Genomic DNA, 26,457 nt, shown 5'->3' on the forward strand with positions numbered 1-26,457 from the left:
TCCGGAACCCTACTGAAGGGGGAACGACCGTCCGCGCTCGGCTTCGGGACGCGGGCCGACGATACGACGCTCCTTCTCCTCGATCGGGACGTCGTTGATGCTGGCCTCGCGCCGGGTCATCAGGCCGTGCTCGTCGAACTCCCAGAGCTCGTTGCCGTAACTGCGCCACCACCGGCCGTCGGCGTCGAGGGACTCGTACTGGAAGCGGACGGCGATGCGGTTGCCGTCGAACGCCCACAGGTCCTTGCGCAGGGCGTACTCCTGCTCACGCGCCCACTTCGCGGTGAGGAACGCGACGATCTCGTCCCGGCCGGTGACGAAGGTGTCGCGGTTGCGCCACACCGAGTCCTCGGAGTACGCGAGCGCCACCTTGTGCGGGTCGCGGGTGTTCCAGGCGTCCTCGGCGGCCTGCACCTTGCGGGCGGCGGTCTCGCGGGTGAACGGCGGCAGGGGCGGGCGGTCGGTCATGTCAACCTCCGTGACCAGAAAGGGAGAACGCACGTTCTCCTTGCTGCTGCTACCGTAGGAGAACGCACGTTCTCTCGTCAAGGGACATCAGTGGGGGACGTCAGCCAGCGTCAAGGAGTGCCGAGGAGTGACCCTCATGGACAGCGCGACCGCCCGGGAGCAGGCACTGGACGCCGCGGAGGAGCTGTTCTACGGCCGCGGCATCCAGTCCGTCGGCATGGACGACATCCGTGGCGCGTCCGGCGTCTCGCTCAAGCGGCTCTACCAGCTCTTCCCCGCGAAGGAGCAGCTGGTGGAGGCCTACCTGGAGCGCCGCGACGAACGCTGGCGCGGGCGGCTGGCCGAGCACGTCGAGGGCCACACGGACCCCGAGGAGCGGATCCTCGCCGTCTTCGACTGGCTGGAGTCGTGGTTCGGCGAGGACGGTTTCCGCGGCTGCGCGTGGATCAACTCGTACGGCGAACTGGGCGCGACCTCGGCCCGGGTGACGGCCCGAGTACGGGCGCACAAAGCGGCGTTCCGGCACTACCTGGACGGCCTGGTGGCGGACGCGGGACTGCCCGGCGCGTCGGCCGGGCACCTGTTCCTGCTCGCCGAGGGGGCGATGGTGACGGCGGGCATCACGGGGAGCACCGCCCCGGCGCGGGAGGCGCGCGAGGCGGCACGGCTGCTGATGCGGGCCGCGGCCCGGTGACGACAGGCCCTAGGTCACGGTGATGGCGCCCACGGGGCAGGCCCGGGCCGCCTCGCGGACCATCGGGCTGCCCGCCCCGTCCTCCCGGTCGGGCAGCAGTGCGCTGAACCCGTCGTCGTCCTGGGTGAACACGGCCGGGGCGGCCAGGGCGCACTGGCCGGCGCCGATACAGACGTCCTTGTCGATGTCGATGTGCATGGCCTCGAGCCTCTTACCAGGTCACGGGGAGTTCCAGCATCCCCTGGATCGTGTCGCCGGGCTTGAAGGGGATCTCGTCCGCGGGGACGGCGAGACGGAGTGCCGGCAGCCGGGTGAAGAGGGTACGCAGGGCGATCTCCATCTCGGCGCGGGCCAGGTTCTGGCCGAGGCACTGGTGGATGCCGAACCCGAAGCCGACGTGGTGGCGGGCCGGGCGGTGCCAGTCCAGGGTGTCGGGGGCGGGGTAGACGTCCTCGTCACGGTTGATGACCGAGGTCGAGAAAACCACTCCGTCGCCCGCCCGGATGGTCTCGCCGCCGGCCTCGATGTCCTCGGTGGCCAGCCGCAGCAGCCCGTCGGCGATCGAGAGCACGCGCATCAGCTCCTCCACGGCGACGGGCAGCAGCTCGGGCCGCTCACGCAACTCGGCCAGCCGCTCGGGGTGTTGGAGCAGGGTGAAGGTGCCGAGGGAGAGCATGTTGGCGGTCGTCTCGTGTCCGGCGACCAGCAGGATCGTGGCGAAGGAGATGACCTCGGCACGGTCCAGCTCCCCGGCGCGCAGCCGGTCGTGGACGAGTTCGTCCAGCACGCCGTCTCCGGGCCGCTCCTGCTTCAGCTTCCGGTCGATCAACTCCTCGAAGTAGGCGTCCAGTTGATCGCGCGCGTCCTGGGTGTCGGCCGCCCTCGGGCCGCGCAGCAGCCGACGCGACTGCCCCTCGAAGAACTCGTGGTCGGCGTACGGCACCCCCAGCAGGGCGCAGATCACCATCGAGGGCACCGGCAGCGCGAAGGCGCTCACCAGTTCGGCGGGCGGCCCCTGCGCGACCATCGCGTCGAGCCGCTCGTCGACGATCCGCTGGATCTGCGGCCGCAGTTCGGCGGCCCGGCGCAGGGTGAAGCTGGGCACCATCATCCGCCGCTGCGCGTGGTGCTCCGGGTCGTCGACGCCGAGCAGCGCCACCCTCCGGTTGCGTACCGCCGCGAAGCGTTCGGTGGGTGCGGGGAAGCCCGGGCGGGTGCGGTCGGCCGACAGGCGCGGGTCGGTGAGGAGGGCGCGGGCGAGGGCGTGCCCCGTCACCAGCCAGGCCGGCCGACCGTCGTAGAGGGTGATGCGGGCCAGCGGGCGGCCGTCGCGCAGGGGGGCGTAGGCGGTGGGCGGGTGGTAGGGGCAGGTGCGGTCCTGCGGAAAGGCGACGGGTTCCGTTTGCGTGCGGGGCGTTGCCGTCATGGAAGACCTCGCAGACGAAGTGAGCTTCGTGCCCGATGCTTGACGCGGCATCGCGCAGATCTTCATTAGATGCCCGGGGCATCTATGCGGCGACGAGAAGTTCGGCCAGATCGGCGGCGGCGGGAGGTTGGCCGGAGATGCTCGCTCGGGAATCGAAAACGGTTCGCCGGGGGCGGCTCGCTCGGGAATCGAGAACGGTTGCGCCGAAGGAGGCTCGCTCGGGAACGAAAACCGGTTGTGGGCGAAGCCGGCTCCGGCTCAGAATCCCGGCATGCCTACGACGCACCGCGCCCTTCTGCCGCTGACCGCCGCCGCCACGCCGGTGCGGTTCCAGCAGCAGTCCGGCCGTCCGGAGGGACCGACACCTCCCGCCCCGTGACCGGGGCGCTCGTCGCGGGCCTGCTGGCGGGCTACGGCATCGCCATGCCCGTCGGCGCCGTCGCGACGTACCTCGTCTCGCTCACCGCCCGTACGTCCCTGCGCACCGGTGCCTGCGCCGCCCTCGGCGTCGCGGCCGCCGACGGGCTGTACGCCCTGCTGGCCACGGTCGGGGGCACCGCCCTGGCCGCCGCGCTGCGTCCGGTGCTCGGGCCGCTGCGCTGGGCCTCGGCCCTGCTGCTGCTCGCCCTGGCGGTCCGGGGCGCGGTCGTCGCCGTACGCCAGTACCGCGGCCGTCGCCCGGGCGTCCGTACCGAGCCTCCACCGCCGAGCCCGGCCCGTGCCTTTCTGGCACTGCTGGGCATCACCCTGCTCAACCCGACGACCGTGATCTACTTCGTGGCCCTGGTGCTCGGCACCCGGACCGCGGACCCCGTCCGGCCACTGGAGCAGGGCGTGTTCGTCCTGGCGGCGTTCGCGGCGTCCGCGAGCTGGCAGCTGCTGCTGGCCGGCGGCGGGGCACTCCTCGGCCGGACACTGACCGGCCGGCGGGGGCGACTGGTGACGGGCCTGGTGTCGAGCGCGGTGATCGCTGCGCTGGCGGTGCGGATGATGCGGTGAGGCGGGCGGCCACGCGCCGCTCAGGAGCGGGAACCCGGGCGACGACCCGCCAGCGGGCAGAGATCCGGCCGGCGGCCCGCGAAGGGGCGGGGACCCGGGCGACGGCCCGTCAGCGGGCAAGGGCCCGGGCGGCCGCCGGCCAGGGAGCGAGGCCTGGACGACCTGCGGTCAGGGGGCGAAAGCCCGGGCCACCGCGAGGCTGTCCTCGTACACGTGGTGCCGGGCGATCAATCCGTCCTCGACCGTCAGGTGCAGGGCGAACCTGGCGCGATAGGGGCGGCCGGTCCCCCTCGCCGTCTGCCGGATCTCGCCGAGGACCACCGCGTCGGCACCGTCCACCAGGACCCGCTCGATCCGGGTGTCCGCCTCACCGGGCGCGTGGTGCGCGGCCAGCTCGCGGTAGTGGGCGGCGGCGTCCGCGCGGGTCGCGCGGTGGCGGATCCACGGGGTGGCGGCGCGACCGTGCTCGTCCTCGGGCCAGTTCAGTTTCCAGTCGGCGGGTTCGGCGTACAGCTCGGCGATCCGCTCCGGGTCGCCCTGGCCGATGCGCCGCAGCAGTTCGGTGATCACCGCGCGGGTCGTGGTCTCGGTGGTGGCGGCCATGGGTACTCCTCCCCTTCGGCGGTTGCCACTGTGCCCCGAGGGGACCGGGCGGGGCGATTACCCGCGAGGTCATGGCGGGGCGGATGAATCCGCTGCGCTCCGGTGTTGTGGGCGGAGGCGGTCAGCCGCAGGACACGACGACGATGGGACGGATGCCATGCCTCTCGAGGGCGAGTACGAACCCAGCCCGACCGCGTGGGTGCGCGAGCAGGTGGAGCTGTACGAGAGCTCCGGCGGTACCGAGGGAACGACCCTGATGGACACCGGAATGCCCGTGATCCTGCTGACGACCCTGGGCGCCAAGAGCGGCAAGATCCGCAAGACGCCGCTGATGCGGGTCGAGCACGGCGGCCGGTACGCCGTGGTCGCCTCGCAGGGCGGCGCGCCCACGCACCCGGTCTGGTATCACAACATCAAGGCCGACCCCCATGTGGAGCTCCAGGACGGACCCCGGAAGCGCGACATGATCGCGCGGGAGGTCACCGGCGCCGAGAAGGCCGAGTGGTGGGAGCGGGCCGTGGCGGCGTATCCCCCGTACGCGGACTACCAGAAGAAGACGGACCGCGAGATCCCGGTCTTCGTCCTGGAACCGTCCCCGGAGGCCTGACCGGACGGCCCCGGTGACCGGTGAGCTGCCCGGCCGGCCCCGGTAAAAAGATCTCCGGAAAAAAATTCCGGGACGGGGTGCATGAAGCCCCGTCGGCCGGGCACCAGAGCCTCAGGCCCCGCCGCGCTCCCCCGTCGCGGCGGGGCTTTCTCGTGCCTCGCGCGCGGGCCGGTCGGTGATGTCGAGGAAGATCTGGTCGGCCTCGGTGAAGGTGTCGGCGACGTGCCGCTTGATGCGTACGGCGACCTCCTCGACCCGCTCGCTGTCCAGCCCCGGCACCAGGTCGACGCGTGCCGCCACCAGGACCGATTCCAGCCCCGTCATCATCGTGAACAGTGCCTCCACGCTGTCGATCTCGGGCTGCTCCTGGAGCAGTGCCCGGATCCGGTCGCTCGTCTCCGCGTCGACGGCCTCCCCGATCAGCTGGTCGCGCGCCTCACGGCCGAGCCGGTAGGCGACGTAGACGAGCAGCGCCCCGATCGCGAGCGACGCGGACGCTTCCCATACGACCTGCCCGGTGACCATGTGCAGGGCCATGCCGGCCATGGCCAGGCTGACGCCCAGCACCGCCGTGCCGTCCTCGGCGACAACCGTGCGCAGCGCCGGGTCGCGCAGGCCGTCGCCCAGGCCGCCCTGCCGGTGCGTCTGATGGAGCGCCCGCGCCAGCGACGCACCCTCGGCGACGAAGGCGACGCCGAGGACGACGAGCCCGGCGATGTATCCGCTGAGCTCCTCCTCGGCTCCGTTGCGCAGTGCCTCGAAGCCCTGGAAGAAGGAGAAGCAGCCGCCCATGACGAAGATTCCCACGGCGGCGAGGAGCGACCAGAAGAACCGTTCCTTGCCGTAGCCGAAGGGGTGCCGTCGGTCGGCGGGGCGGCGGCTGCGGCGCAGGGCGGCCAGGAGGAAGACCTCGTTGAGGCTGTCGGCGACCGAGTGCGCGGCCTCCGACAGCAGGGCCGGGGAGTGCGCGAGCAGACCGCCGACGGCCTTGGCGACGGCGATGACCAGATTGGCGGCGAGCGCCACCAGGACGGTGACCCGCGTTCTGCGGTCCGCCTGGTGGCCCTCGGTCACTTCTGCCGGGGCCGGTGGTGATTCCGGGCGCCGCGTGTTCAGGGATGCGTTCGAGGTCGTGTTCGAAGATGTCCCACTCACCTTCGCCGACTGCCCCGACTGGCGGGGCTCACACGCCGAAATCTGGGAACGCGGTCATGGAACACCCGCACGGCGACAGGCACGACAGGAGGCGGCATGACTGGCTCGGACGGAGGCAACAGCGCGTACGGGAGCCGCACGTTCCAGCGGTCCAAGGCCCACTTCACGGACCGGATCACCGCGGACGGCCGCGACGGCTGGCCGGTGGAGCCGGGCCGCTACCGGCTGGTGGCCAGCCGGGCCTGCCCCTGGGCGAGCCGGGCCCTGGTCTCCCGGCGGCTGCTGGGCCTGGAGAGTGCCCTGTCGCTCGCGGTGGCCGACCCGATCCAGGACGACCGCAGCTGGCGGTTCACCCTCGACCCCGACGGCCGCGACCCGGTCCTGGGCATCCGCTGTCTCAGCGAGGCCTATGACCGGCGGGAGACCGACTACCCGGGCGGGGTGAGCGTGCCGGCGATCGTGGACGTGCCCAGCGGGAAGCTGGTCACCAACGACTACCAGCAGATCACCCTCGACCTCGCCACCGAGTGGCGCGCCCTGCACCGGGAGGGCGCCCCCGACCTGTATCCGCAGGCGCGGCGCGACGAGATCGACGCGGTGATGGCGGATGTGTACGAGGACGTCAACAACGGCGTGTACCGGGCGGGTTTCGCCACCGAGCAGGCGGAGTACGAGGCCGCCTGCTCGGCGGTGTTCCGGCGGCTGGAGCTGCTGACGCCGCGGCTCGCCCGGCAGCGCTATCTCGTCGGCGACACCATCACCGAGGCGGACATCCGGCTGTTCACCACGCTGGTACGTTTCGACGCCGTCTATCACGGCCACTTCAAGTGCAACCGCTGGAAGCTGGCGGAGAACAAGGTGCTGTGGGGGTACGTCCGCGACCTCTACCAGACGCCGGGCTTCGGTGACACCGTCGACTTCGACCACATCAAGCGGCACTACTACCAGGTGCACACCGGCATCAACCCGACGCGGATCGTGCCGCTGGGACCGGATCTGTCGGGCTGGCTGACCCCGCACCACCGCGAGGAGCTGACCGGCCGGCCGTTCGGCGACGGGACTCCGCCGGGGCCGCCGCCGCCCGACGAGCAGGTGTCACCGCAGGGCCGGCCCACACCGAAGTAGCGGAACGCACGAAGGAGAGACACATGGCCAAGAAGAACAAGAAGAAGCTGAAGCTCCCCCTCGCCTACAAGCCCCTCGGTTTCGTGCTGGGCTGGTCGAGCGGGGCGCTGGCCGGGATCGCGTTCCAGAAGACGTGGAAGGTGATCCGGCACGAGGACAATGCGCCCGACGCCCTGGACCGGGACCGGACCTGGGGCGAGATCCTGTTCGCGGCGGCCGTGCAGGGCGCGATCTTCGCGGTGGTGCGCAGCGCGGTGGACCGCACGGGCGCGAAGGCCATCGAACGGTCCACCGGTGTCTGGCCGACCGCTGACGACGGCGGCCGGGACTGACGCGACGTCAACTCCGCCTGCGCACCCCGCCGTCAGCCGGTCTTGGGCGCGGTCGGGGTGACGCGGCGCAGGGTGAAGGAGTGGCCCGCCGGGTCGGCGTAGCCGCGCTCCTCGAACGGGCCGGAGGCGTCCTTCGTCTCCAGCGGGCGCCCGCCGAGCCCGATGACCCTGCGCTCCGCCTCGTCCAAGTCGTCGACGACGAAGTCGAGATGGGCCTGCAGGGCGTTCTCGGGACGCGGCCAGCTCGGCGGCGTGGCGTTCATGTCCCGGCGGAAGGCCATCCGCATCCCGTCGGCCCCCCTGATCTCCACGCGGTTGGCGGTCGCGTCCGTCTCCTCGCCCTCCAGGAACTCCTTGTAGAACCCGGCGAGCTTCTCCGGCTCGGCGCAGTCGAGCACCACGACGCCCGCTTTCACCAGTGCCATGTCTCCTCCGTACGGTCCGGGGCGCGGGGCGTTCGTGCCCCGCGGCCCTGTACCTCACGGATAACCCCGTCCGCCCGGTTCAGTCGGCGACCAGCCACTCCCCGTCCCGCATCAGCTCCCGCCCGACGAGCTCGTCGGGCTCCCGCCAGGCCTGGACCCGGACCGGGCGGACCCTGAAGTACTCGTAGGGGGTGGCGAGTTGGCGGGGATCGAAGCCGGTCTTCGCCGCGAAGCGGTCGCCCTCCTCCTGGGACAGTTCGGCGAGGGGGATCGTGTCGACGGTGCCCTCGATCATCGTGACGTCCCTGGTCGGCCCGATGCCGAGCCGGGTGCGGCCGGTCGTGCGCAGATTGCGGCCGGTGGGGCTCTTGGCCGGAGTGGCGAGCAGCAGGGTGGCGCCGTCCCAGAGGAAGGACAGGGGGACGAGGAACGGCACTCCGCCGTCCGCGTCGGCCGTCGCGACCCAGACGTCCTCGTCGTGCTCCAGGCGGTGCAGGGTGTCGTGCTTGCGCTGTTTCGCGGGGCGTGCGGGCGGGTTCGCCATCGGTGGCCGGTCTCCTGAGGTCGTCGTGCAGGGTCATGGACAGTCTTGCGGTCAGGTGTCCGTCCCGTCCCGGATCTCGGTGAGCCGGGCCGCCGCCGCGCTCAGCAGCAGGTCCAGTGCCATCGGATACGAGCTGCGCGGCATGTCCGTCACGAGATGGCGGGCGGTCGCGGCGATGTGCGGGTGGGTGTCGGCGGGCAGCCGGGCGTACGTCGCCCGCCAGACGGCCGCCTCCGCCTCCCGGGCCGGCCGGGGCAGGGCGGTGCTCGCCGAGTCCAGGGCGGCGAAGGCGAGTGCCTGGTCGACGAAGGCGTGGTAGATCCGTACCGCTTCGGCGTCGGGGAACCCCGCGTCGCGCAGCACCCCGATGATGGTCTCCACGGCCTGGATCTCGTGGTCGCGCCCGGTCACCCGGTGTGAGCTGAGGACCGCGGCCCGGGGGTGGGCGAGCGCCCCGGCGTGCATGCGCAGGCCCAGGTCCCGCAGGTCGGCGCGCCAGTCGCCGGTGGGCCGCCAGCTGCGCAGGGTGCGCCCGATGAGCTCGTCGGCGACGGCGAGCATCAGGTCGTCGGTGTGCCGGAAGTACCGGTAGAGGGAGCTGGGGTCGGCGCCGAGGGCACGGCCGAGACGGCGCACCGAGAGGGCCTCGGCGCCGTGCTCCTCGATCAGCCGCATGGCCGTCTCGACGATCAGCCCCTCGGACAGGACGACACCCTGCTTGGTGGGCCTTCTGCGCTGCCGCGCGGTGGGCGGGACGACGCGGTCGGTCATGGCGTGCCTCCGTGGGTCCGATGGCCGCACCTTATGACAACACCGTTGACCTGTTAACCCCCCGGCCAGTTTCATGTCGCCTCACCGGGGCCGACCAGGCCCCCCGGTGCGAGCGGAGAACCGGCCATGCCCGACACACCCCCACCACCCCATGCGTCTCCCGCGCAGCCGGTGCTGCGCAGGTCCCTCGGCGTCCTGGACGGCGTCGCCATCGCCGCGTCCAGCACGGCCGCGACCACCAGCATCGGCATCGGCCTCGGCGTCACCGCCGGGGTCGTCGGACTGCACCTCCCGGCGATCATGCTGCTGGCGTTCCTGCCGGTCCTCGGCATCGCCGGCGCCTACGCCCGGCTCAACCGCGTCGAGCCGAACGCAGGCAACGGCTATGTGTGGGTGGGCCGTTCGCTCACTCCCTGGCTGGGCTTCCTGGTCGGCTGGGTGAACATCGTCGCCACGGTGGCGTTCCTCGCCTACACCACGGCCGTCACCGGCTCGGCCCTGATCCAGCTGGCCGGGGACGCCGGAGTGCACCGGCTCGGCGGACTGGCGCTGGACCCCGGATCGACGGCGCAGACGACGCTCCTCGGGGTCGTGGTCCTCGCCGCGGTCACCCTGACCGCCGTCACGGGAGTGCGGACCGCGGCCAGGTTGCAGGCCGGGCTGCTGGTCTTCGAGTACGTCGTGCTGCTGGGCTTCTGCGGATACGGCATCGTCACCGGCCCGCACGCCTTCAGCTGGAGCTGGTTCGACCCGTTCGGGATCCCGTCCGCGACCGCGCTGGCCCAGGGCCTGCTGCTGTCGGTGTTCTGTTACTGGGGTTTCGAGGCCGCGTTCAGCGTGTCCGAGGAGGTCCGCGACCCCCGGGACGCCTCCCGGGCGGGTCTGACGACACTGTTCACGATGCTCGGCCTGTTCCTCCTCGGCTCGATCGCCTTCCAACGCGTGCTGTCCGAGCAGGAGCTGGCGGGCCACGGCGCCGAGGGCCTGGCGTTCTTCGGCGACCGGCTGGCCGCGCAGCCGCTGGCCGCGCTCCCGCTGGTGGCGCTGATGTTCTCGGCCGTCGCCTCGCTCCAGGCCGGGGTGATCCCGACGGCCCGCGGGATGTTCGCGATGAGCCGGGACCGTACGCTCGGACCGGTGTGGTCCAAGGTCAGCCGCCGGTACGGCACTCCCGCCGCCGGGACCGTGCTGATCGGCGCGCTGGCGGCCGGGGTCGCGCTCCTCGCCCTGGTCATTCCCCGCCTGGCGGACATGATCATGGCCACGGTGAGCGCGATCGGCATCGTGGTGGCGCTGTCGTACGCGCTGACCGCCCTCGCGGCCGCCGCCCGCTTCCGTTCGCTGCTGCGCGAGGACTGGCGGGAGGGCGTACGGGCCGTGGTGCTGCCGACGCTCAGCGCGCTGGCCCTGCTCGGGCTCGGCGGCTATCTCGGCTGGTCCTTCTACACCTCCACCGATCACTTCGCGCTCCGCGCGGACAACGGCTGGTTCCTGCTCAGCACTCCCCTGGCGATGATCGCGTCCGGCTTCGTGGCGGCCGCGTGGGCCAAGTGGGTGCGCGGCTCGGCCTACTTCCGCACCGGCGAGGGCACCGACGCGGACTCCCCTCGGCTGCTCCCGACACCCCACTGAGGCTCCGCCCGCCCCTTGCGCGGCGCGCCCCTTCCGGGCGCACCGAAGCTCGACGCACCTCACACGACCTCCAGGAAACGGACCATGTACGCAGATCTGCTCTTCACCGGCGGCCCCGTCCTCACCCCCGAGGGCCGCACCGCGACCGCCGTGGCCGTCACCGGCGACCACATCACCGCCGTAGGACGGGACGAGGTCCTGGACCTGCGCGGGCCGCGGACCGAAGTGGTGGACCTCGCCGGGCGGTTGCTGCTGCCGGGGTTCCAGGACGCGCATGTCCACCCGGTGCCGGCCGGCCTCGAACTGACGCAGTGCGATCTCACCGGCACGAGGACCGCCGCGGAGACCGTCGCCGCGGTGCGCGCCTACGCCGACGCGCATCCCGAGCGGGCGTGGATCACCGGCGGCGGCTGGTCCATGGAGGCCTTCGAGGGCGGCACGCCGACGAAGGAGCTGCTCGACGCGGTCGTCCCCGACCGGCCCGTATACCTGCCCAACCGCGACCATCACGGCGCCTGGGTCAACAGCCGCGCCCTCGAACTGGCCGGCGTCACCCGCGACACGCCCGACCCGGCCGACGGACGCATCGAGCGGGACGCCTCGGGCTCGGGCGAGCCGAGCGGCACCCTCCAGGAAGGGGCGATGCAGCTCGTCGGACGCCTCGCCCCCGCGGCCACCCCGGCCGACCGGCTGGCCGCCCTGCTGCACGCCCAGCGCCATCTGCACGCGCTCGGCATCACGGCCTGGCAGGACGCGCTCGTCGGGGACTTCCTCGGCATGGACGACCCCGCGGAGGCATATTCGACAGCGGCCCGGGACGGCTCCCTGACCGCGCGTGTCGTCGGCGCGCTGTGGTGGGACCGGGAGCGCGGGGCAGAGCAGATCCCCGAACTCGTCGAGAAGCGGGTCGCGTTGAGCCACGGCCGGTTCCGGGCGGGCACGGTCAAGCTGATGCTGGACGGGGTCGCCGAGACCGGGACGGCGGCGCTGCTCGACCCGTATCTGGACCGGTGCGGCTGCGCCACCGCCAACCGCGGCACCAGCTTCATCGATCCCGGGCAACTCCCCAAGTACGTCACCGAGTTGGACGCACTCGGCTTCCAGTGCCACTTCCACGCCCTGGGCGACCGCGCCGTACGCGACGCGCTGGACGCGATCGAGGCCGCGCGTGCCGCGAACGGACAGAGCGACACGCGGCCCCACCTGGCACATCTTCAGGTCGTCCACCCCGACGACGTACCGCGGTTCGCCGCACTCGGCGCCACCGCGAACATCCAGCCGCTGTGGGCGGCGCACGAACCGCAGATGGACGAGCTCACCATTCCCTTCCTCGGGCCCGAACGGGCCGCGTGGCAGTACCCGTTCAATGCGCTGCTCAGCTCCGGCGCCAGGCTCGCGGCGGGCAGCGACTGGCCGGTGAGCAGCCCCGATCCGCTGGCGGGCATCCATGTCGCGGTCAACCGGCAGGCGCCGGACGCGGACGACGCGCCGGTGTTCCTGCCGGCCGAACGCGTCGGTCTCACCGAGGCGTTGACGGCGTACACGGCGGGTTCGGCGTATGTGAACCATCTCGACGACACCGGGGAGGTGCGCGCGGGGGCGCTGGCGGACCTGGTCGTGCTGGACCGCGACCCGTTCGACATTCCGCACACGGAGATCGCCAAGACGCGCGTGGCGCTGACGTACGTCGGGGGCGCGCGAGTATACGCAGCTCAAGGGGCATGAGCAGTAACGGAGATCACGGTCGGGTCACGGCGTAGATCATCTACTCTCTGGGAAGTCTCGTTCCGCTTCTCGATTCAACTTTCGCGCCACGAAGGCGAGTTCGAGTGCATGGGCGGTCTCCCCCTGGACCGCCCAACCGCAGGGGTGGGGGGTTCTGCGCGCCGTCTCCCGAAAGGAACCACATGCCTCAGGCCGTCACGTCCGACCTGCCCTCCGACGCCCCCACCGGCCACCACCAGTCCACGGAGGCGGCCGCCGCTCTGATCCGCCTCCTGACGCAGCACATCAAGGGGCTCACCGAGCGGCACCGAAGTTCCCAGACCTCCGTTCAACAGCGGCTGGACGCGCTCCGCTCCCCCCGCGCGGGGTCCGCGCTACGGCTGGAGGGAGCCCTCCGCTCGGCGCGGCCCGCGTACCTGCCTCCCGACGAGCAGGGCCTCGCCCGGCTACGGCAGCTGGATGCCGGCCTGCGGGTGATAGAGGCCGCCTTCCCCCAGGTCAGCACCGACGCCGAGATCTGCCGGCTGACGTGCACGATGCTGGAAGGCGCCTGGCGCAGCCGGGCACTCACCCCGCCGCGCGAGGAGGAGCAGGCGGCGGTCTGCGACTGCGCCCTGTGCCACCGGTTGCCGACGCCCCCCGTCCGCACACTGGACGACTACGACTGGCGGCACAGTGCCGGCCGTCCGCTCACCGTCAAGACCTGGCCGTACCGCCGGGAACTCGACAGCGTGCTGACCGGTGGCTGGTCCTGGACCCGGCAGATGAACGACCTGGAGCACGACCTCGGCCACCGGCACCGCTACGAGGACGACATCCTCGTCTTCCACGAGTACAAGCGCGTGATCGACACCATCGACACCACCCGCCTCACCCAGCTCATCGAGGACCGCTTGGCGGAGAACTTCAGCACCAACACGGCACGGGCCCTGGTGGCCGGGCTCTTCGCGGCCCACAAGCGGGCCGTCGACGAGTACTGGCTCCAGCAGCACAGCACGGGCAGCGTCACGCTCCCGCAGTCCAACCCGCTGAGCCACAGCACCTATTCGGCCCTGCAGATGATGGACTGCCTGTTCTGGCACGTCGCGCCCGACAGCGAGCTCTGGCAGGAGGAGAACCTCGCCTCGCTGCTGCTGTGCCGTGTCATCGACGACATGGCCGACGTCCGGGCCGACGCCCTCACCGGCGAGATCAGCAACTTCTGGCTCGCCGACCTGCCCACCCACACCAAGGCCCTCTACGGCGCCAGTGCCATCGCCCTCGTCAAGTACGGCTGCACGCCCGAGGCGCACGAACCGATGTGGAACACCTGGCTGATGACCACGACCATCGTGTGGATGGGGCTCACCGGCCGCCACGCCCTGTGGTTCGACGGCATCACCGAGGGCCTCCCGCCCGCCGAGGCCTGCCCGCTGTGCGAGCTGCAGCCCGACCCGTGCACCGGCATCCTCACCGACGGCACCGAGCTCACCCTCGCCCCGCGGGCGACCGTACCCGCGCTGAGCGCCCGGGCCGCCGAGCTGTCCGCCCGGTGCCAGGAGCAACACCCGCGGGCCTGGCCCCTGTTCGACGCGGAGCTGCACGCCTTCGAGGCCGTGCACGGGCCCTGGTCCGGCGACGTCGACAACGCGTGGGAGATCCTGCGCCGCACCTTCATAGCCGGGGTGGAGACCTCCATGGCCGCCTCACCGGGCCGCGCCCGTGCCGTCCAGGTGGACGCCGGCGTCGTCGGGTCCGAGAGGTTCCACGCCCTGCACGACCCGCGCACCGGCAGGGAGGACATCGCGCTGCTGGCGTACATGTTCGCCTGCGCGCACCCGCATTTCCTGTGGAACGCCATGGGATACGTGCCCGCGGACGTGGCCGGGGACTGGCTCGACGGCTGACGCCGCAGACACCGCCGCCGCCCGGGCCGGGGCTCCGGCCGGGCGGCGGCGGTGTCAAGAACGGCGGTGGTGTCAGACGGAGAACTCCACCGGCAGGCTGTCGAGCCGGGACTCCCAGGTGGAGGCGGTCGAGGAGAGCTCCTCCGGCGGGACGGCCAGCCGCAGGCCCGGCAGCCGGTGCAGCAGGACGTCGACGCCGATCTCGATGATGGACTGGCCGATGCTCTGTCCCGGGCACTCGTGGGGTCCGGAGCTGAACGCCAGGTGCGCCTGGTTGCCCTGCACGGTGACGGCCGCGTCGGGCCGCACCTCCGGATCGACGTTCCCGGCGGCCAGACCCAGGATCAGCAGTTCGCCCTCCTGGATGTGATGGCCGCCCAGTTCCAGGTCGGAGGCGGCGAACCGGCCCGGCAGCACCGACAGCGGCGGGGTGTCCCACATGACCTCCTCCACCACGGAGGAGATGGTCAGCTGCCCGCTCACCAATCCCGACAGGCGGCCGGCGTCGGTGAGGACCAGTTGCAGCACCCGGGCCAGCAGGTTGCTGGTGGTGGTGTGCGCGGCGATCAGCACCAGCCGCAGATGGCTGACGACCTCGTCGTGGTCGAGGCCGGCCGGGTGCTGGATGAGGGCCGTGGCGAAGTCGGAGCCCGGCTCGGCCCGCTTGCGCTCGGCGAGTTCGGAGAGGATCTGCATGATCCGGCCGTTGTGCTCCAGGGCGCCCTCGCCGCCCTTGAGGACCTGGGCGCACGACTCGACCAGACGCCGCCCTTCGGCCATGGGAAGGCCCAGGATCCGGGTGAGCACGAGCATCGGCAGGTACTCGGCGTAGTCGGCGACCAGGTCGGCGCGCCCCGTGTCGGCGAACGCGTCGATCTGCTTGTTCGCGAAGAACGTCGCATGGCGCCGTACACCGCGGCTGGACGCCGCGAGCAGCCCGTCGGTGACCGCGCCGCGCAGCCGGCGGTGCGGTTCGCCGTCCTGGGAGATGCAGTCGGGCCGCCAGCCGATCATCGGGATCAGCGGGTGCGTGTCCGGGATGTGTCCCTCGCGCCAGTCCCGCCAGATCCGCGCGTCCCGGCTGAACTGCCGCGGGTTGTCGAGCACCCGCCGGTTGTCCCGGTAGCCGAGGACCAGCCACGCGGGCACGTCGCCCTCCAGCAGGACCGGCGCGACCGAACCGTGCTCCTTGCGCAGCCGCTCGTAGATCCCCTGCGGATCGGTCGCCGCCTCCGGCCCGTACAGCCGCGCGACATCGGCTCCGCCGTGGGCGACGGGGCAGCCGCGCGGGGTGTCGGCGCCGTTTAAGGGCTGTTCGGTCATCGGGACTCCAGAGCGACGGCGGAGCGGTCCTTCAAGTGACGTATCAGGGTGACCAGTACGTCCCGGCTGGAGGCCCGGTCGCGGGCGTCGCACGCCACGACCGGGATGTGCTCGGGGATGTCGAGGGCGTCGCGGATCTCCTCGACCGGGTAGTCCTTGGAGTCCGGGAAGACGTTCAGGGCGACGACGAAGGGGACGTTCTGCCGCTCCATCTCCTCGATCGCCCGGAAGCTGGAGGCGAGCCTGCGGGTGTCCACCAGCACGACCGCGCCGAGCGCGCCCTTGAACAGACCGTTCCACAGGAACCAGAACCGCTCCTGGCCGGGGGTGCCGAACAGGTACAGCATCAGGCTGTCGTTGAGGCCGATCTTGCCGAAGTCCAGGCTGACGGTGGTCTCCGTCTTCTCCGCGACGCCGATCAGGTGGTCGACGTCGGCGCTGGCCTGGGTGAGGGTCTCCTCGGTGGTCAGCGGCTTGATGTCGCTGACCGAGCGGACCATCGTGGTCTTCCCGGTGCCGAAGCCGCCGGCGATCATCACCTTCACCGAGCGGGTGCCCTCGTCACCCGGCCCGCCGGGGTGGTCAAAGCCTTTCAAGTCCACTGAGTACCTCCTCAAGCAGCGCGAGGTCGGGCCCGCGGCGGGCGTCGTGCGCCGGGATGGGGTCACGGGCTTCCACGCGGTCTGCCTCCAGCAGGTCCGCCAGCAGCACCGCGAGTATGTTGAACGGCAATCCGAGGTGGGCGCCGAGTTCGGCGACCGACAGCGGATCACGGCAGCGCCGGAGGATCTCCTCGTGCTCGTGCTGCATCCCCGGGGCGGGGGCGGTGCGGGAGACGATGAGGGTCGCCACGTCGAGACTCGACGCCGAACCGCCCGGTCCGCTGCGTCCTCCGGTGAGGACGTAGTAACGCTCGAGACCGGACGGGTCCGTGGGCCGGCGGGGAGCACTCATGCAGAGTGCTCCTCCAGCCGCGGAGTGGTGCCGAGGAGCTCGCCCATCCTGCGGGCCAGATCCCTCATCTGGTGCCCGAGCAGGCCCTGGTCGAGGCCTTCCCGGGCGAGCACGCCGAGATACGTCTCCACGCCCGCGCGGACGACGAAGAGGTGGCCGCCGTCGACCTCGATCATCGCCAGCCGCAGCTGCCCCGCGTATTTGGGGAACTGCTCCGCGACGGGCTGGGCCAGCGCCTGCAGGCCGGCCACCACCGCCGCGAAGCGGTCCACGTCGTCGGGGTCCTCGGCGCCGAAAGAGGTGATGGCCTTGCCGTCGCTGGAGGCCACGAGGGCGAAACGGATCTCCGGGATGGACTCCACGAGATCACGGAGCGCCCAGCTCACGTCGGTTCCCTGTTGCGTCATGTCGACTCAGTCGCTCTCTTCAGTGCGGTGCTCGGTGGACTCGCGGCCGTCGGCCGGGGCGCCGTTGCCCCGGTCCGGGTCGGACTCGCGTCCGGCGGTGGCGAAGGCGGCCAGGCCGGCGAAGGACGCGTCCGGCGGGACGGCGGAGACGGCGGACGTCTCCTCCTGGGTCCGCTCGGTGCGCTCGCCCGGCTGGTGCCGGGCCTCCTCGCTCCGCCTGCTTCTTCGCCGGGGCAGTCCGCCGGGCGTGGTCTCCGCGGTCTCGCCGGCTTCGACGGTCTCCGCCGAAGCGGCCGGTGTCGTCGGGATCTCCTCCCTGACAGGGGCCGGGGCGGAGGCCTGCACCACCGGTGCCGCCGCGGGCAACGGGCTGAAGTACTTGTGCGGGACCACCACGACCACCGAGGTGCCGAGCCACGGCGAGTCCGCGAAGGTGACGCGGATGCCGTAGCGCCGGGCGAGGATGCCGACGACCCGCAGGCCGATGGTGGCGTCCTCGGAGACACCGCCCAGTCCGGGACCGGAGCCGGTGCCGGCGAGGGCCTGCTCGGCCTCGCGCTTCTTCTCCTCGCTCAGCCCCTTGCCGGAGTCCTGGATCTCGATGCCGACACCGTTCGGCACCTCCTTGCCGGAGACGAGCACCGGCTCGGTGGGCGGCGAATAGCGGGCCGCGTTGTCGAGGAGGTGGGCGAAGATCAGCGTGAGGTGGTCCACCAGACCGCCGTCGACGCCGAGTTCGGGCAGCTGGCGTACGTCGATCCGGTGGAAGTCCTTGATCCGGCCGATGCCGCCGCGGACCACGCTGAGCAGCCGCTGCGGTTCCTGCCACTGCCGGCCGGGCCGGTCCGAGCCGCCCAGCACGCCGATGCTGGCGGCGAGACAGTCGGCGGGGCCGATCTCCTGGTCGAGTTCCATGAGTCCCCGCGCCACGGACGGCAGCCGGCCGTGCTCGCCCTGCATCTCGTGCAGCCGGCCGCGCAGCTTGCTGGTCAGCACATGGATGCGGTTGCCGATACCGATGACGGCCTGCTCCGCGGCGGTGGACCGGTCGAACTCGCGCTCGACGCCGATGAGCGCGGTCCGCAGGACCTTGCGCAGCTCGGCCTGGAGCTCCGAACTCACCTTGGCGCACTGGCTGGTGACCGGCAGCAGGTCGTCGACGGCGTCACCGGCGCGCAGTTGCTCCAGCGCCTCCGGCAGCTGCTCGTCGGCGAGCCGGGCGACGGCGGCCAGCTGGTGGGCCAGCTGTTCCTGCCAGACCTCGGCCTGTTCGGCGAGCTGGGCCTCGTAGCCCGCGGCCTGGTCGGTCAGCCGCGCCTCGTAGGCGTGGGCCTGTTCGGCGAGCCGCTCCTCATAACCGGCGACCTGCTCGGCGAGCTGGGCCTCGTAGCCCGCGGCCTGGTCGGCGAGCCGGGCGTCCTGGGCGGCGTGCTCGGCGGCGAACTTCCGCTCCAGGCCCGCGACATGCTGCTGCCACTGCTGGGAGTGCTCGGCCTGCGCGCTGCGGAAGCCGCTCTCGGCCTGGTGGAGCCGCTTGCGGGTGCGGAGCAGGAGCCGGACGCACACCGAGCTCGCCGCCGTGGCGGCGGCGCCGGCGACGGCCGCGGTTATTCGCTCCGAGCTCATGAACGTGGCGGCAACCGTCCCGCCTCCTAAGGCCAGCGGCATCAGCCACCAGCTGTACCAGGCGACCGGGGCCCGCGCCGCCGGCGGCGGAGTGGCGAGTTCCATCTGCATCCTTCGAGGCAACACGATCGAACAGGGGGATGTGCAAGGGGGGAGCGCACTGTCCAATGCGCACCGCAAGACGACCGATCACGACCGGGTCAACTCGCAGCGCCGCAGGGGAGCTTATCGGGTTTGAACCCGAAAGGATCAACTCCCCGGGCCCGCCGGAGGTGAGGGTTCCGTCACTGTCCGCCAGTATCGAACAGTCGACAAATGCCCATACTGACCAGCACGGTTGTGAGAACGGACGTTGTCATCGGGTGACAAACCGCCACCCCACGCCTGTCCGACGCTGATAAGCCCTGACGTATTACTGATGGGTATCGTCGCCGTCGTGTCGAAGAGAGCCGCCATGGTGACCGACGACGGGGGCGGTCCGTTCGCGGAACTCCCCCCGGATCTGCACCATCACCTCAGACCGTTCTTCGCCGACATCACCGAGGAGGTCGTACGGGCGATCAGAACCGAGATCCCCGAGTACGCGCGCCCCGCGGACGACACCTACATGCAAGGGGTGCACCGGGGTGTGGACCACGCGCTGCGGGGGTTCCTGGAGCGGATGGCGAAACCGGACAGCGACTGGGAGCCGGTGCAGGAGACCTACCAGCGCATCGGGCGCGGGGAGGCGGAGGAAGGGCGCAGCCTGGACTCCTTCCAGTCGGCGCTGCGGCTCGGTGCGCGCGTGACGTGGCGCCGGGTGAACGCGCTCGTGGACGCCGATCTGCTGCCGCGGACCATCCTGGGCGCCTTCGGCGAGGCGTTGTTCCTGCACCTGGACGAGATGGCCGCGGCGACGACCGCCGGGTACACCGAGGCCCGGCTGCACGCCGCCGGTGAGCTCCAGCAGCGCCGGATGCGCCTGGTCGACCTGCTGACCGCCGACCCGCCGGCGTCGGCGGAGGCCATCGCGGAACTGGCGCACAGCGCGCGCTGGCCGGTACCGAAGTCCCTGGCGGTGGTGGCGATCGACCACACCCCCCGGACACCCGCACCCCCCTGGCCGACCCCACCCAGCACCGCCATGAACCCACCGGCATCGACGCCCGTGCCCCTTGCGAGGCCGTCCACGGCGACGGGCGGCCGACCGGACCCGAAGTCCGCACCCCCGCACGGCGGATCGGCTCCCGGGCCGACAGCCACGGTGGAGGGACGGGTTCCGAACTCGGCACCGCCGCCCGGCGGACCGGACCCGAAGCACTCGCCCTCGGCGGGTGGACAAGGCCCGCGGGCTGCGGTGGCGCCAGGCGGGCCGGCCGCCAGACCATCGCCGCCGCCGGGCAGGCCAGTCTCAGGATCGGCATCCGCGACGGGCGGGCCGGACCCGAAACGCTCGCCCTCGGCGGGCGGGCAAGGCCCGGGGGCTGCGGTCTCGCCAGGCGGGCCGGTCACCCGGTCATCGCCGCCGCCGGGCAGGCCGGGCCCGGGGGCGACAGCCGCGATGGGCGGGGCGACCCGGAGAACGTCGCCGGCGACGGGCGGCCCGGTCCCCACGGCGGCTCCCGTGGCGGGCGGGGGGAAGCCGTCGCCGCCGACGCACGGCCCTGCGGGGCAGCCGGCGTTCCCTACCCGTGGGCCCATCGTGCCGCCGGAGTTTCTCGCGCGGTTCGATGTGCAGCCGGCCGTGCTCGTGGTGCCCGATCCGGAGGGGCCCGGGCGGGCGCGGGCGGTGGCCGGGGCGTTGCAGGGGCTGCGGGCCGCGATGGGGCCGACGGTGTCGCTGCAGGAGGGCGCGCGGTCGTTGCGCTGGGCGTCCGAGGCGCTGGAGCTGGTGCGCCGGGGTGTGCTGTGGGACGCCGAAATGGTGCGCTGCCAGGACCACTTGGCCACGCTTCTGCTGCTGCGCGACGACGCCCTGGTCGACGCCATGGCGGAACGCCGGCTGCGCCCGCTGGAGCAGGTGCGGCCACCGCAGCGCGAGCGCCTCGCGGAGACGCTGCTCAGCTGGCTGAGCAGCGGCCACAACGCCAGCGAGGTCGCCGTCCGGCTCGCGGTGCACCCGCAGACGGTGCGCTACCGCATGCGCCAGCTGGACGAGTTGTTCGGGGATCACCTCCACGACCCCGTGGCCCAGTTCGAGATGATGCTGGCGCTGCGGGCGCTGCAACTGCGCCGGGGTGTCAGAGGGTCCGGCGCAGAGTGAGCAACTGCGGGCCGAATCCGTTGCGTTCGTAGAAGCGGATGGCGTCCGTGTTGGCGCTGTAGGCGGTCACCTCGACCTGCTCGGCGCCCGCGTCCCTGGCCCAGGCGAGGAACTCCCCCATCAGGCGTGCCCCGGCCCGGGCCCGCCGGTGCGCCGGGCGGACGTACATGCTGATCAGCGTGGCCGAGCTGACCAGCCGTCTGTCCGTCGGCCCGCTCACCGCTCCCATCAGATGGCCGACGACCTGCCCGTCGTGGTCGACCACGAGCACCAGCCGGGTCGGGTCCTCGACGGCCGCGGTGAACGACTCCGCGCCGTGCTCCCGGGGCCAGTCCACGTTGATCGTCGCGTCCCGGGTGCCGCCGTCCTCCGCGAAGAGCCCCGCACTGGAGGCGACAAGTCCCGGTATGTCCTCCGCGCGGGCCCGCCGCACGATCACGTCCTGATCACTCATGCCCGCACCCTAGCGACCGCCGCCGACATCGTGGACACCTGTCCAGCTATAATGGACACCTGTCCAAGAAGCCAGAGACAGCTGCACACCTCGAGGGAGATCATGGAAGCCGTCGCGAACGTTCTGGTGGGCCTGGTGGCCGCGCTGCACGCGTACATCCTGGTGATGGAGATGTTCCTGTGGCAGAAGAAGCCGGGGATGCGCTTCCACGGCTTCGACCGGGACATGGCCAAGGCGACCGCCGCGATGGCCGCCAACCAGGGTCTCTACAACGGCTTTCTCGCGGCCGGCCTGGTCTGGGGCCTGATCGCCGCGGACCCGACCGGCTTCCGCGCCCAGGTCTTCTTCCTGTCGTGCGTGATCGTGGCGGGCGTGTACGGCGCGGTCACCGCCAACGTCCGCATCCTCGTCGCGCAGGCCCTGCCCGGTGCGCTGGCGCTGGGCGCGGTCCTGCTGGCGCGGTGACGGCCGCCGAGGACCCGCGGGCGGCCCGGACCCGCGAGAAGCTGCGCCGGGCGCTGCTCGCCGAGTGCGCCGAACGCCCGCTCGCCGAGGTCGGCGTGGCAGCCCTGGTGCGCCGGGCGGGGGTCGGCCGGGCGACGTTCTACGTCCACTACGCCGACCTGGAGGCCCTGGCCGTCGACGCCTGCGCCGATGTCGTACGCGAGGCCGTGGAGGCGCTGCACGCCTGGCGCGGCCGGCCCGACCCGGTGCACGCGCCGCCCGCGCTCCCGGAGTTCTTCGCCTCGCTCGCCCCGCACGCCGGCCTGTACCGGGCACTGCTGAGCCCGGGCGGCGGCGGTCCGCTGGGCCGGGTGCTGCACCGGGACCTGCGGGCCTACAGCCTGCGCGAGCGGGAACTGGCGGGCGCCGCCGACGCCCCGCTGGTGGCCTCGGCGGTCGCCGCCACCTTCGCCGGGGTGCTGGCCGACTGGCTGCACGGCCTCCTGGACGGCGACGCCCGGGACATCGCCGACCAGGTCTGGCAGTTGCTGGTCGCCCTGCACGCGAGTCGGTGACGGATCAGGCGCAGAGCTTGCCCGTCACCCGCGGCCAGGCCTCCACGCCGTCGGGCGTACGGACGTACGCCGTGCCCTTGTCGGCGGTCAGCCACAACTGCCAGTCCCCCCGGCGGTATCCGGTGTCCTCGGCGTCGGCGGGCAGACGGACGTCCCCGTCGTACGGGGCCGTCAGCATGTCGCTGCCGAGCACCCCGTGCGGATCGCGGGCGTAGATCCGGCCGTCCCTGCCCTCGCCCAGACCCAGGAAGTGTGCTTCCTGCCAGTCGCAGTGGGCGGAGCCCACCGAACTGCTGATGACGGTGAGCGGCACGCGCTTGCCGCCGCGGTCCGTCCAGATCTCGTACTCCTGGGAGTCGGTGAAACCCGGTTCGAACTCGGCGGGGTCGCAGGAGGCGCTGGTCTCGGGGCCCCAACCGGGCCTGTCCTTCTGGTCCTTGGCGACGATGACCGCCACCTTGGTCCGGCCGTCGACGTCGTACGAGAACAGGACGCGGCCGCCCTCCTCGCGCTCGACCCGGTAGCCCTCCCGCGGCACGCCGGGCTGCTCGATGTCGAAGTAGGCCTTCAGCCCCTCCTCCGGCGTCTCTCCCCCGTCGCCCTCGCTCCACGGCTCGCTGCCGCCGGCGGTGTCGATCGGCCAGTCGCACTCCAGCGCGCGGGCCGCGGCGCCGGTGTTCACGAGGTCGGAGCGGTCGTCCTTCTCCTCGTCCCAGGCCTTGCCGGCGATGTGGAGCGGCCCGCTGTACGGCGTGGGCGGGGCGGTGCCCTTGACCACGAGGTCGCCCTCGGCATCACCGCATCCCACCGCCGCCACGGCCAGCAGCGCCGTCACGGCCACGAATCCTCTGCGCATACCCACCCCTGTTCACCCGTCGCCGTTCCGTTCCTCTGACGCGGCAGTGCGGGAAAACGTTCAGCGGGCCGCCTGGAACGTACGCCGGTACGCCTGCGGCGACACCCCGATCGCCGCGTGCAGATGCTGGCGCAGCGAGGCGCCGGTGGCGAAGCCGACCGCGCCGGCGATCTGGTCCACCGACAGGTCGCTGGACTCCAGCAGGTGCCGGGCGCGGGCCACGCGCTGCTGGATCAGCCAGCGGCCGGGGCTGAGGCCGGTCTCGTCGTGGAAGCGGCGGGCGAAGGTACGCAGGCTCATCCTGGCGTGGGCGGCGAGCTCGGTGAGGGTGAGGGGCTCGTCGAGGCGGGTCAGGGCCCACTCGCGGGTGGCGGCGGTGCTGGTGGCCCCGCTCACCGGCACGGGCTGTTCGATGTACTGCGCCTGCCCTCCGTCGCGGAACGGCGGCACGACACAGCGCCGGGCCACCGCGTTGGCCAGTTCGCTTCCGTGGTCGGTGCGGACGATGTGCAGGCAGACGTCCACGCCGGAGGCCGCGCCGGCCGAGGTGAGGATGCGGCCGTCGTGGACGAACAGGACGTCCGGGTCCAGCTCGACGTCCGGGTGGAGCCGCCGGAACGGCTCGGTCACCTGCCAGTGCGTGGTGGCCCTGCGGCCCTTGAGGAGGCCCGCCGCCGCGAGCACGAAGGCCGCCGTGCAGATCGACACGATGCGGGCGTCCGGGCGGATCAGGGCGAGCGCGGCGGCGACCTCGGCGGGCAGCTCGACGGGGATGTGGTCCGAAGCCATGGAGGCGACCACCACGGTGTCGGCCGTGGCGAGGATCTCCGGGCCGTGTTCGACCCCGATCGTGAAATCCGCGTTGCTGCGCACCGGCCGGCCGTCGACGCTGCACGTCAGCACCTCGTAGTGCCCGTCGGCGGCGCCGAAGATCCGGCTGGGGATGCCCAGCTCGAAGGGGTAGACGCCCTCCAGGGCCAGGACCACGACGCGTTCGACCCGCCGCTGTGCACGCATGACACTCATGGCACGATCCTATCGAAGGTTGGCAATCATGCCATTTCCCGAGGAGGCGGGCCCCGGCAGGCTGGTTGACCATGAGCACTGTGAAGACGATGCGAGCCATCAGCCAGGACACCCTCGGCGGTCCCGAGGTCCTCAAGGAAGTGGAGCTGGAGCGGCCCGCGCCGCGTACGAACGAGGTACTGGTCCGGGTCCGGGCCGCCGGGGTCAACCCCACCGACTGGAAGCACCGCGCCACCGGCGGCTTCCTGGGCGAGCCGCCCTTCGTCCTGGGCTGGGACGTGTCCGGCGTGGTCGAGGCGGTCGGGATCGGCGTCGCCCGCTTCAAGCCGGGCGACGAGGTGTTCGGCATGCTGTCGTACCCGTGGGGCCACGGGTCGCACGCCGAGTACGTCACCGGTCCGGCCCGCTGGTTCGCGCACAAGCCGGCCTCGATCGACCACACCGAGGCGGGCGCGCTGCCGCTGGTCTCGCTGACCGCCTGGCAGGCGCTGGTGGAGTACGCCGACGTGCAGCCGGGCCAGCGGGTGCTGGTCCACGCGGCGGCCGGCGGCGTCGGGCACGTGGCCGCGCAGATCGCCAAGGCGCGGGGCGCCTACGTGATCGGCACGGCGAGCGCGGGCAAGCACGAGTTCCTGCGCGGGCTGGGCGTGGACGAGACGATCGACTACCGCGAGACGGACTTCACCGACGCGGTCAAGGACGTCGACGTCGTCCTGGACACCATCGGCGGTGACACGTCCGTGCGCTCGCTGCGGGTGCTGCGGCCGGGCGGCATCGTGGTGTCGATCCTGCCGGTCGGCTCGAACGAGTTCTTCGAGGAGGCCGAGCGGCTCGGCGTCCGGGCGCTGCGCATGCTGGTCGACGCCTCGCACAGCGGGATGGCGGCGATCGCGGACCTGGTCGAGACGGGCAAGCTGCGCCCCACCATCGCCGGCACCTTCCCGCTGGCCGACGCCGCCGAGGCGCACGCCCTCGGCGACACCGGCCGGACCACGGGGAAGCTGGTCCTCACGGTCGACTGAGTCGGACCTAGTCGGACCGAGTCAGAAAGTCAGGACCGGCTTGATCGCCTTGCCGGCTCCCATGTCCCGCACCGCCTGGTCGATGTCCGCGAACGCGTACGTGCTGACCAGGCGGTGCAGCGGGAGCCGTCCCTCCTTCACCAGCCGGACCAGGGCGGGGATGAAGGACTGCGTCTCGGCGTCGCCGAGGGTCAGCCCGACGACCCTCTTGCCGCCGAGCAACCCGTTGACGTCCAGGGCGACTTCGGTGCCGAACGGCGGGGCGCCGACGACGACCAGGGTGCCGCGGGCCCCGAGCGCGTCCACGCCCTGGCGGAGCACACCGACGTTGCCGGTGGTCTCGACGACCCCGTCGGCACCCTGGCCGCCGGTGATCTCGGCGAGGGCCTTGCCGAGGTCCTCGTCACCGGCGTTCACCACATGGGTCGCCCCCAGCTCCCTTGCCAGGGTGAGGCGTTCGCCGACCCGGTCGACGGCGACGATCGTCGTGGCGGGGGTCAGGGCGGCGGCCATGACCGCGGAGAGGCCCACCGCTCCGGCGCCGAGGACGACGACCGTGCTGCCGGTGACCGGCTTCAGTACGTTCCAGACCGCGCCGACGCCGGTCTGCACCCCGCAGCCCAGCGGGGCGATCGACGTCAGCGGCACCTCAGGGTCGACCTTGACGAGGCTGCGCTCGTCCACCAACGCCCGTTCGGCGAACGAGGACTGGCCGAAGAAGTGGCCGCCCAGCGGTTCGCCGCCCCGGCTGATGGTGCTGCTGCCGTCGGCCCGCCGGCCGCCGATGAGGTTGAGCGGCAGCCAGGTGGCGCAGTACGCGGGGTGGCCGCCGTCGCAGTTGCGGCAGGCGCCGCAGGACGTGAACGACAGCACGACATGGTCGCCCGGCACGACCCCGGTGACGGCCGGGCCCACGGCCTCGACGACCCCGGCGCCTTCGTGGCCGAGCACCCCGGGCAGCGGGAAGGGCAGGCCGCCGCTCGCGACGCCGAGGTCGGTGTGGCACAGCCCGGTGGCCACCATGCGGACGACCGCCTCACGGGGTCCCGGCTCGTCGAGCTCGACGTCGGCGAGGGTGAAGGGCGCCCCGCCGGACTCGACGACCGCGGCACGGGTGGGGATGGACATCGTACGGA

At 72.2% G+C, this 26,457-nt stretch carries 29 protein-coding genes; 12 read left to right on the plus strand and 17 right to left on the minus strand.

The genetic code is table 11. From position 1 onward, the window contains the following. Positions 1–9: 9 nt before the first annotated feature. Positions 10–468 (minus strand): nuclear transport factor 2 family protein, encoded by a 459-nt coding sequence (locus ACFUO4_RS04365; RefSeq protein ID WP_383479779.1) that lies wholly within the window; start codon positions 466–468, stop codon positions 10–12. A 136-nt stretch (positions 469–604) separates the two neighbouring features. Here ACFUO4_RS04365 and ACFUO4_RS04370 point away from each other — a divergent pair, with 136 nt between their 5' ends. After that, a complete protein-coding gene (locus tag ACFUO4_RS04370; protein WP_383479781.1) occupies positions 605–1,162 on the plus strand; it encodes a TetR/AcrR family transcriptional regulator in 558 nt (185 codons plus the stop codon). A gap of 9 nt (positions 1,163–1,171) precedes the next feature. On the opposite strand, the gene ACFUO4_RS04375 is transcribed toward ACFUO4_RS04370, so the two are convergent. Next, positions 1,172–1,360, minus strand: a complete 189-nt coding sequence (locus ACFUO4_RS04375; RefSeq protein ID WP_383479783.1) for a ferredoxin — start codon at positions 1,358–1,360, stop codon at positions 1,172–1,174. Between the two features lie 13 nt (positions 1,361–1,373). Then, positions 1,374–2,588 (minus strand): cytochrome P450, encoded by a 1,215-nt coding sequence (locus ACFUO4_RS04380; protein ID WP_383479785.1) that lies wholly within the window; start codon positions 2,586–2,588, stop codon positions 1,374–1,376. A gap of 375 nt (positions 2,589–2,963) precedes the next feature. Here ACFUO4_RS04380 and ACFUO4_RS04385 point away from each other — a divergent pair, with 375 nt between their 5' ends. Then, positions 2,964–3,587 carry a LysE family transporter gene (locus ACFUO4_RS04385; protein WP_383479787.1) on the plus strand — a complete coding sequence of 208 codons (624 nt, stop codon included), beginning with the start codon at positions 2,964–2,966 and terminating at the stop codon, positions 3,585–3,587. Between the two features lie 168 nt (positions 3,588–3,755). Here the strand turns inward: ACFUO4_RS04385 and ACFUO4_RS04390 are convergent, their stop codons facing one another. After that, entirely contained in the window at positions 3,756–4,190 is a 435-nt protein-coding gene (locus tag ACFUO4_RS04390; protein WP_383479789.1) for a nuclear transport factor 2 family protein, read from the minus strand. Positions 4,191–4,347: 157 nt separating this feature from the next. Between ACFUO4_RS04390 and ACFUO4_RS04395 the strand changes: the two genes are divergently transcribed. After that, a complete protein-coding gene (locus ACFUO4_RS04395; protein WP_383479791.1) occupies positions 4,348–4,797 on the plus strand; it encodes a nitroreductase family deazaflavin-dependent oxidoreductase in 450 nt (149 codons plus the stop codon). Between the two features lie 111 nt (positions 4,798–4,908). Here the strand turns inward: ACFUO4_RS04395 and ACFUO4_RS04400 are convergent, their stop codons facing one another. Then, positions 4,909–5,913 carry a cation diffusion facilitator family transporter gene (locus ACFUO4_RS04400; protein ID WP_383482283.1) on the minus strand — a complete coding sequence of 335 codons (1,005 nt, stop codon included), beginning with the start codon at positions 5,911–5,913 and terminating at the stop codon, positions 4,909–4,911. Positions 5,914–6,048: 135 nt separating this feature from the next. Between ACFUO4_RS04400 and ACFUO4_RS04405 the strand changes: the two genes are divergently transcribed. Continuing rightward, complete coding sequence (locus ACFUO4_RS04405) at positions 6,049–7,077, plus strand: glutathione S-transferase family protein (RefSeq protein ID WP_383479793.1); 1,029 nt, start codon at positions 6,049–6,051, stop codon at positions 7,075–7,077. 23 nt (positions 7,078–7,100) lie between these two features. After that, positions 7,101–7,409: a DUF4235 domain-containing protein gene (locus ACFUO4_RS04410; protein WP_383479795.1), complete on the plus strand. Its 309-nt coding sequence runs from the start codon at positions 7,101–7,103 to the stop codon at positions 7,407–7,409. Between the two features lie 32 nt (positions 7,410–7,441). On the opposite strand, the gene ACFUO4_RS04415 is transcribed toward ACFUO4_RS04410, so the two are convergent. The 3 genes from ACFUO4_RS04415 to ACFUO4_RS04425 form a co-directional block, all read right to left on the minus strand. Further along, positions 7,442–7,834, minus strand: coding sequence for a VOC family protein (locus ACFUO4_RS04415; RefSeq protein ID WP_059194651.1), 393 nt, complete (start codon positions 7,832–7,834; stop codon positions 7,442–7,444). A gap of 79 nt (positions 7,835–7,913) precedes the next feature. After that, positions 7,914–8,378: a pyridoxamine 5'-phosphate oxidase family protein gene (locus ACFUO4_RS04420; protein WP_383479797.1), complete on the minus strand. Its 465-nt coding sequence runs from the start codon at positions 8,376–8,378 to the stop codon at positions 7,914–7,916. Between the two features lie 51 nt (positions 8,379–8,429). Next, positions 8,430–9,149 carry a TetR/AcrR family transcriptional regulator gene (locus tag ACFUO4_RS04425; protein WP_383479799.1) on the minus strand — a complete coding sequence of 240 codons (720 nt, stop codon included), beginning with the start codon at positions 9,147–9,149 and terminating at the stop codon, positions 8,430–8,432. A 126-nt stretch (positions 9,150–9,275) separates the two neighbouring features. On the opposite strand from ACFUO4_RS04425, the gene ACFUO4_RS04430 reads away from it, so the two are divergent. The 3 genes from ACFUO4_RS04430 (at position 9,276) to ACFUO4_RS04440 (ending at position 14,392) form a co-directional block, all read left to right on the plus strand. After that, the gene (locus ACFUO4_RS04430) at positions 9,276–10,781 is read left to right on the plus strand and encodes an APC family permease (protein ID WP_383479801.1); all 1,506 of its coding nucleotides are present in this window, start codon (positions 9,276–9,278) and stop codon (positions 10,779–10,781) included. Positions 10,782–10,865: 84 nt separating this feature from the next. After that, entirely contained in the window at positions 10,866–12,506 is a 1,641-nt protein-coding gene (locus ACFUO4_RS04435; protein ID WP_383479803.1) for an amidohydrolase, read from the plus strand. Positions 12,507–12,688: 182 nt separating this feature from the next. Further along, positions 12,689–14,392, plus strand: coding sequence for a hypothetical protein (locus tag ACFUO4_RS04440; RefSeq protein ID WP_383479805.1), 1,704 nt, complete (start codon positions 12,689–12,691; stop codon positions 14,390–14,392). Positions 14,393–14,464: 72 nt separating this feature from the next. Here the strand turns inward: ACFUO4_RS04440 and ACFUO4_RS04445 are convergent, their stop codons facing one another. The 5 genes from ACFUO4_RS04445 to ACFUO4_RS04465 are packed head-to-tail and all read right to left on the minus strand — an operon-like array spanning position 14,465 to position 18,807. After that, a complete protein-coding gene (locus ACFUO4_RS04445; RefSeq protein ID WP_383479807.1) occupies positions 14,465–15,715 on the minus strand; it encodes a cytochrome P450 in 1,251 nt (416 codons plus the stop codon). Then, positions 15,712–16,317, minus strand: a complete 606-nt coding sequence (locus tag ACFUO4_RS04450; protein ID WP_383479809.1) for an ATP/GTP-binding protein — start codon at positions 16,315–16,317, stop codon at positions 15,712–15,714. Before ACFUO4_RS04450 ends, ACFUO4_RS04445 begins: the two co-directional genes overlap by 4 nt. Continuing rightward, entirely contained in the window at positions 16,298–16,669 is a 372-nt protein-coding gene (locus ACFUO4_RS04455) for a DUF742 domain-containing protein (protein WP_059194658.1), read from the minus strand. Before ACFUO4_RS04455 ends, ACFUO4_RS04450 begins: the two co-directional genes overlap by 20 nt. After that, positions 16,666–17,076 (minus strand): roadblock/LC7 domain-containing protein, encoded by a 411-nt coding sequence (locus ACFUO4_RS04460; protein WP_109494137.1) that lies wholly within the window; start codon positions 17,074–17,076, stop codon positions 16,666–16,668. Before ACFUO4_RS04460 ends, ACFUO4_RS04455 begins: the two co-directional genes overlap by 4 nt. 6 nt (positions 17,077–17,082) lie before the next feature. Beyond that, the gene (locus ACFUO4_RS04465; protein ID WP_383479812.1) at positions 17,083–18,807 is read right to left on the minus strand and encodes an ATP-binding protein; all 1,725 of its coding nucleotides are present in this window, start codon (positions 18,805–18,807) and stop codon (positions 17,083–17,085) included. A gap of 331 nt (positions 18,808–19,138) precedes the next feature. Between ACFUO4_RS04465 and ACFUO4_RS04470 the strand changes: the two genes are divergently transcribed. Continuing rightward, entirely contained in the window at positions 19,139–20,944 is a 1,806-nt protein-coding gene (locus ACFUO4_RS04470; RefSeq protein WP_383479814.1) for a helix-turn-helix domain-containing protein, read from the plus strand. On the opposite strand, the gene ACFUO4_RS04475 is transcribed toward ACFUO4_RS04470, so the two are convergent. Next, positions 20,922–21,398 carry a GNAT family N-acetyltransferase gene (locus tag ACFUO4_RS04475; RefSeq protein WP_383479816.1) on the minus strand — a complete coding sequence of 159 codons (477 nt, stop codon included), beginning with the start codon at positions 21,396–21,398 and terminating at the stop codon, positions 20,922–20,924. The genes ACFUO4_RS04470 and ACFUO4_RS04475 overlap by 23 nt on opposite strands. A 102-nt stretch (positions 21,399–21,500) precedes the next feature. Between ACFUO4_RS04475 and ACFUO4_RS04480 the strand changes: the two genes are divergently transcribed. After that, positions 21,501–21,863: a DUF1304 domain-containing protein gene (locus ACFUO4_RS04480; protein WP_097271723.1), complete on the plus strand. Its 363-nt coding sequence runs from the start codon at positions 21,501–21,503 to the stop codon at positions 21,861–21,863. Continuing rightward, positions 21,860–22,417 carry a TetR/AcrR family transcriptional regulator gene (locus tag ACFUO4_RS04485; protein ID WP_059194663.1) on the plus strand — a complete coding sequence of 186 codons (558 nt, stop codon included), beginning with the start codon at positions 21,860–21,862 and terminating at the stop codon, positions 22,415–22,417. Before ACFUO4_RS04480 ends, ACFUO4_RS04485 begins: the two co-directional genes overlap by 4 nt. Before the next feature lie 4 nt (positions 22,418–22,421). Here the strand turns inward: ACFUO4_RS04485 and ACFUO4_RS04490 are convergent, their stop codons facing one another. Beyond that, positions 22,422–23,273, minus strand: coding sequence for a hypothetical protein (locus ACFUO4_RS04490; protein WP_383479819.1), 852 nt, complete (start codon positions 23,271–23,273; stop codon positions 22,422–22,424). A 60-nt stretch (positions 23,274–23,333) separates the two neighbouring features. After that, positions 23,334–24,290 carry a GlxA family transcriptional regulator gene (locus ACFUO4_RS04495; RefSeq protein WP_383482286.1) on the minus strand — a complete coding sequence of 319 codons (957 nt, stop codon included), beginning with the start codon at positions 24,288–24,290 and terminating at the stop codon, positions 23,334–23,336. A gap of 80 nt (positions 24,291–24,370) precedes the next feature. On the opposite strand from ACFUO4_RS04495, the gene ACFUO4_RS04500 reads away from it, so the two are divergent. After that, positions 24,371–25,321 (plus strand): NADP-dependent oxidoreductase, encoded by a 951-nt coding sequence (locus tag ACFUO4_RS04500; protein WP_383479821.1) that lies wholly within the window; start codon positions 24,371–24,373, stop codon positions 25,319–25,321. Positions 25,322–25,342: 21 nt separating this feature from the next. Here the strand turns inward: ACFUO4_RS04500 and ACFUO4_RS04505 are convergent, their stop codons facing one another. Further along, positions 25,343–26,449, minus strand: a complete 1,107-nt coding sequence (locus ACFUO4_RS04505) for an NAD(P)-dependent alcohol dehydrogenase (RefSeq protein WP_383479823.1) — start codon at positions 26,447–26,449, stop codon at positions 25,343–25,345. Positions 26,450–26,457: the final 8 nt, after the last annotated feature.

It is taken from the genome of Streptomyces sp. NPDC057280 (assembly GCF_042668605.1).
Taxonomy (GTDB): Bacteria; Actinomycetota; Actinomycetes; order Streptomycetales; family Streptomycetaceae; genus Streptomyces.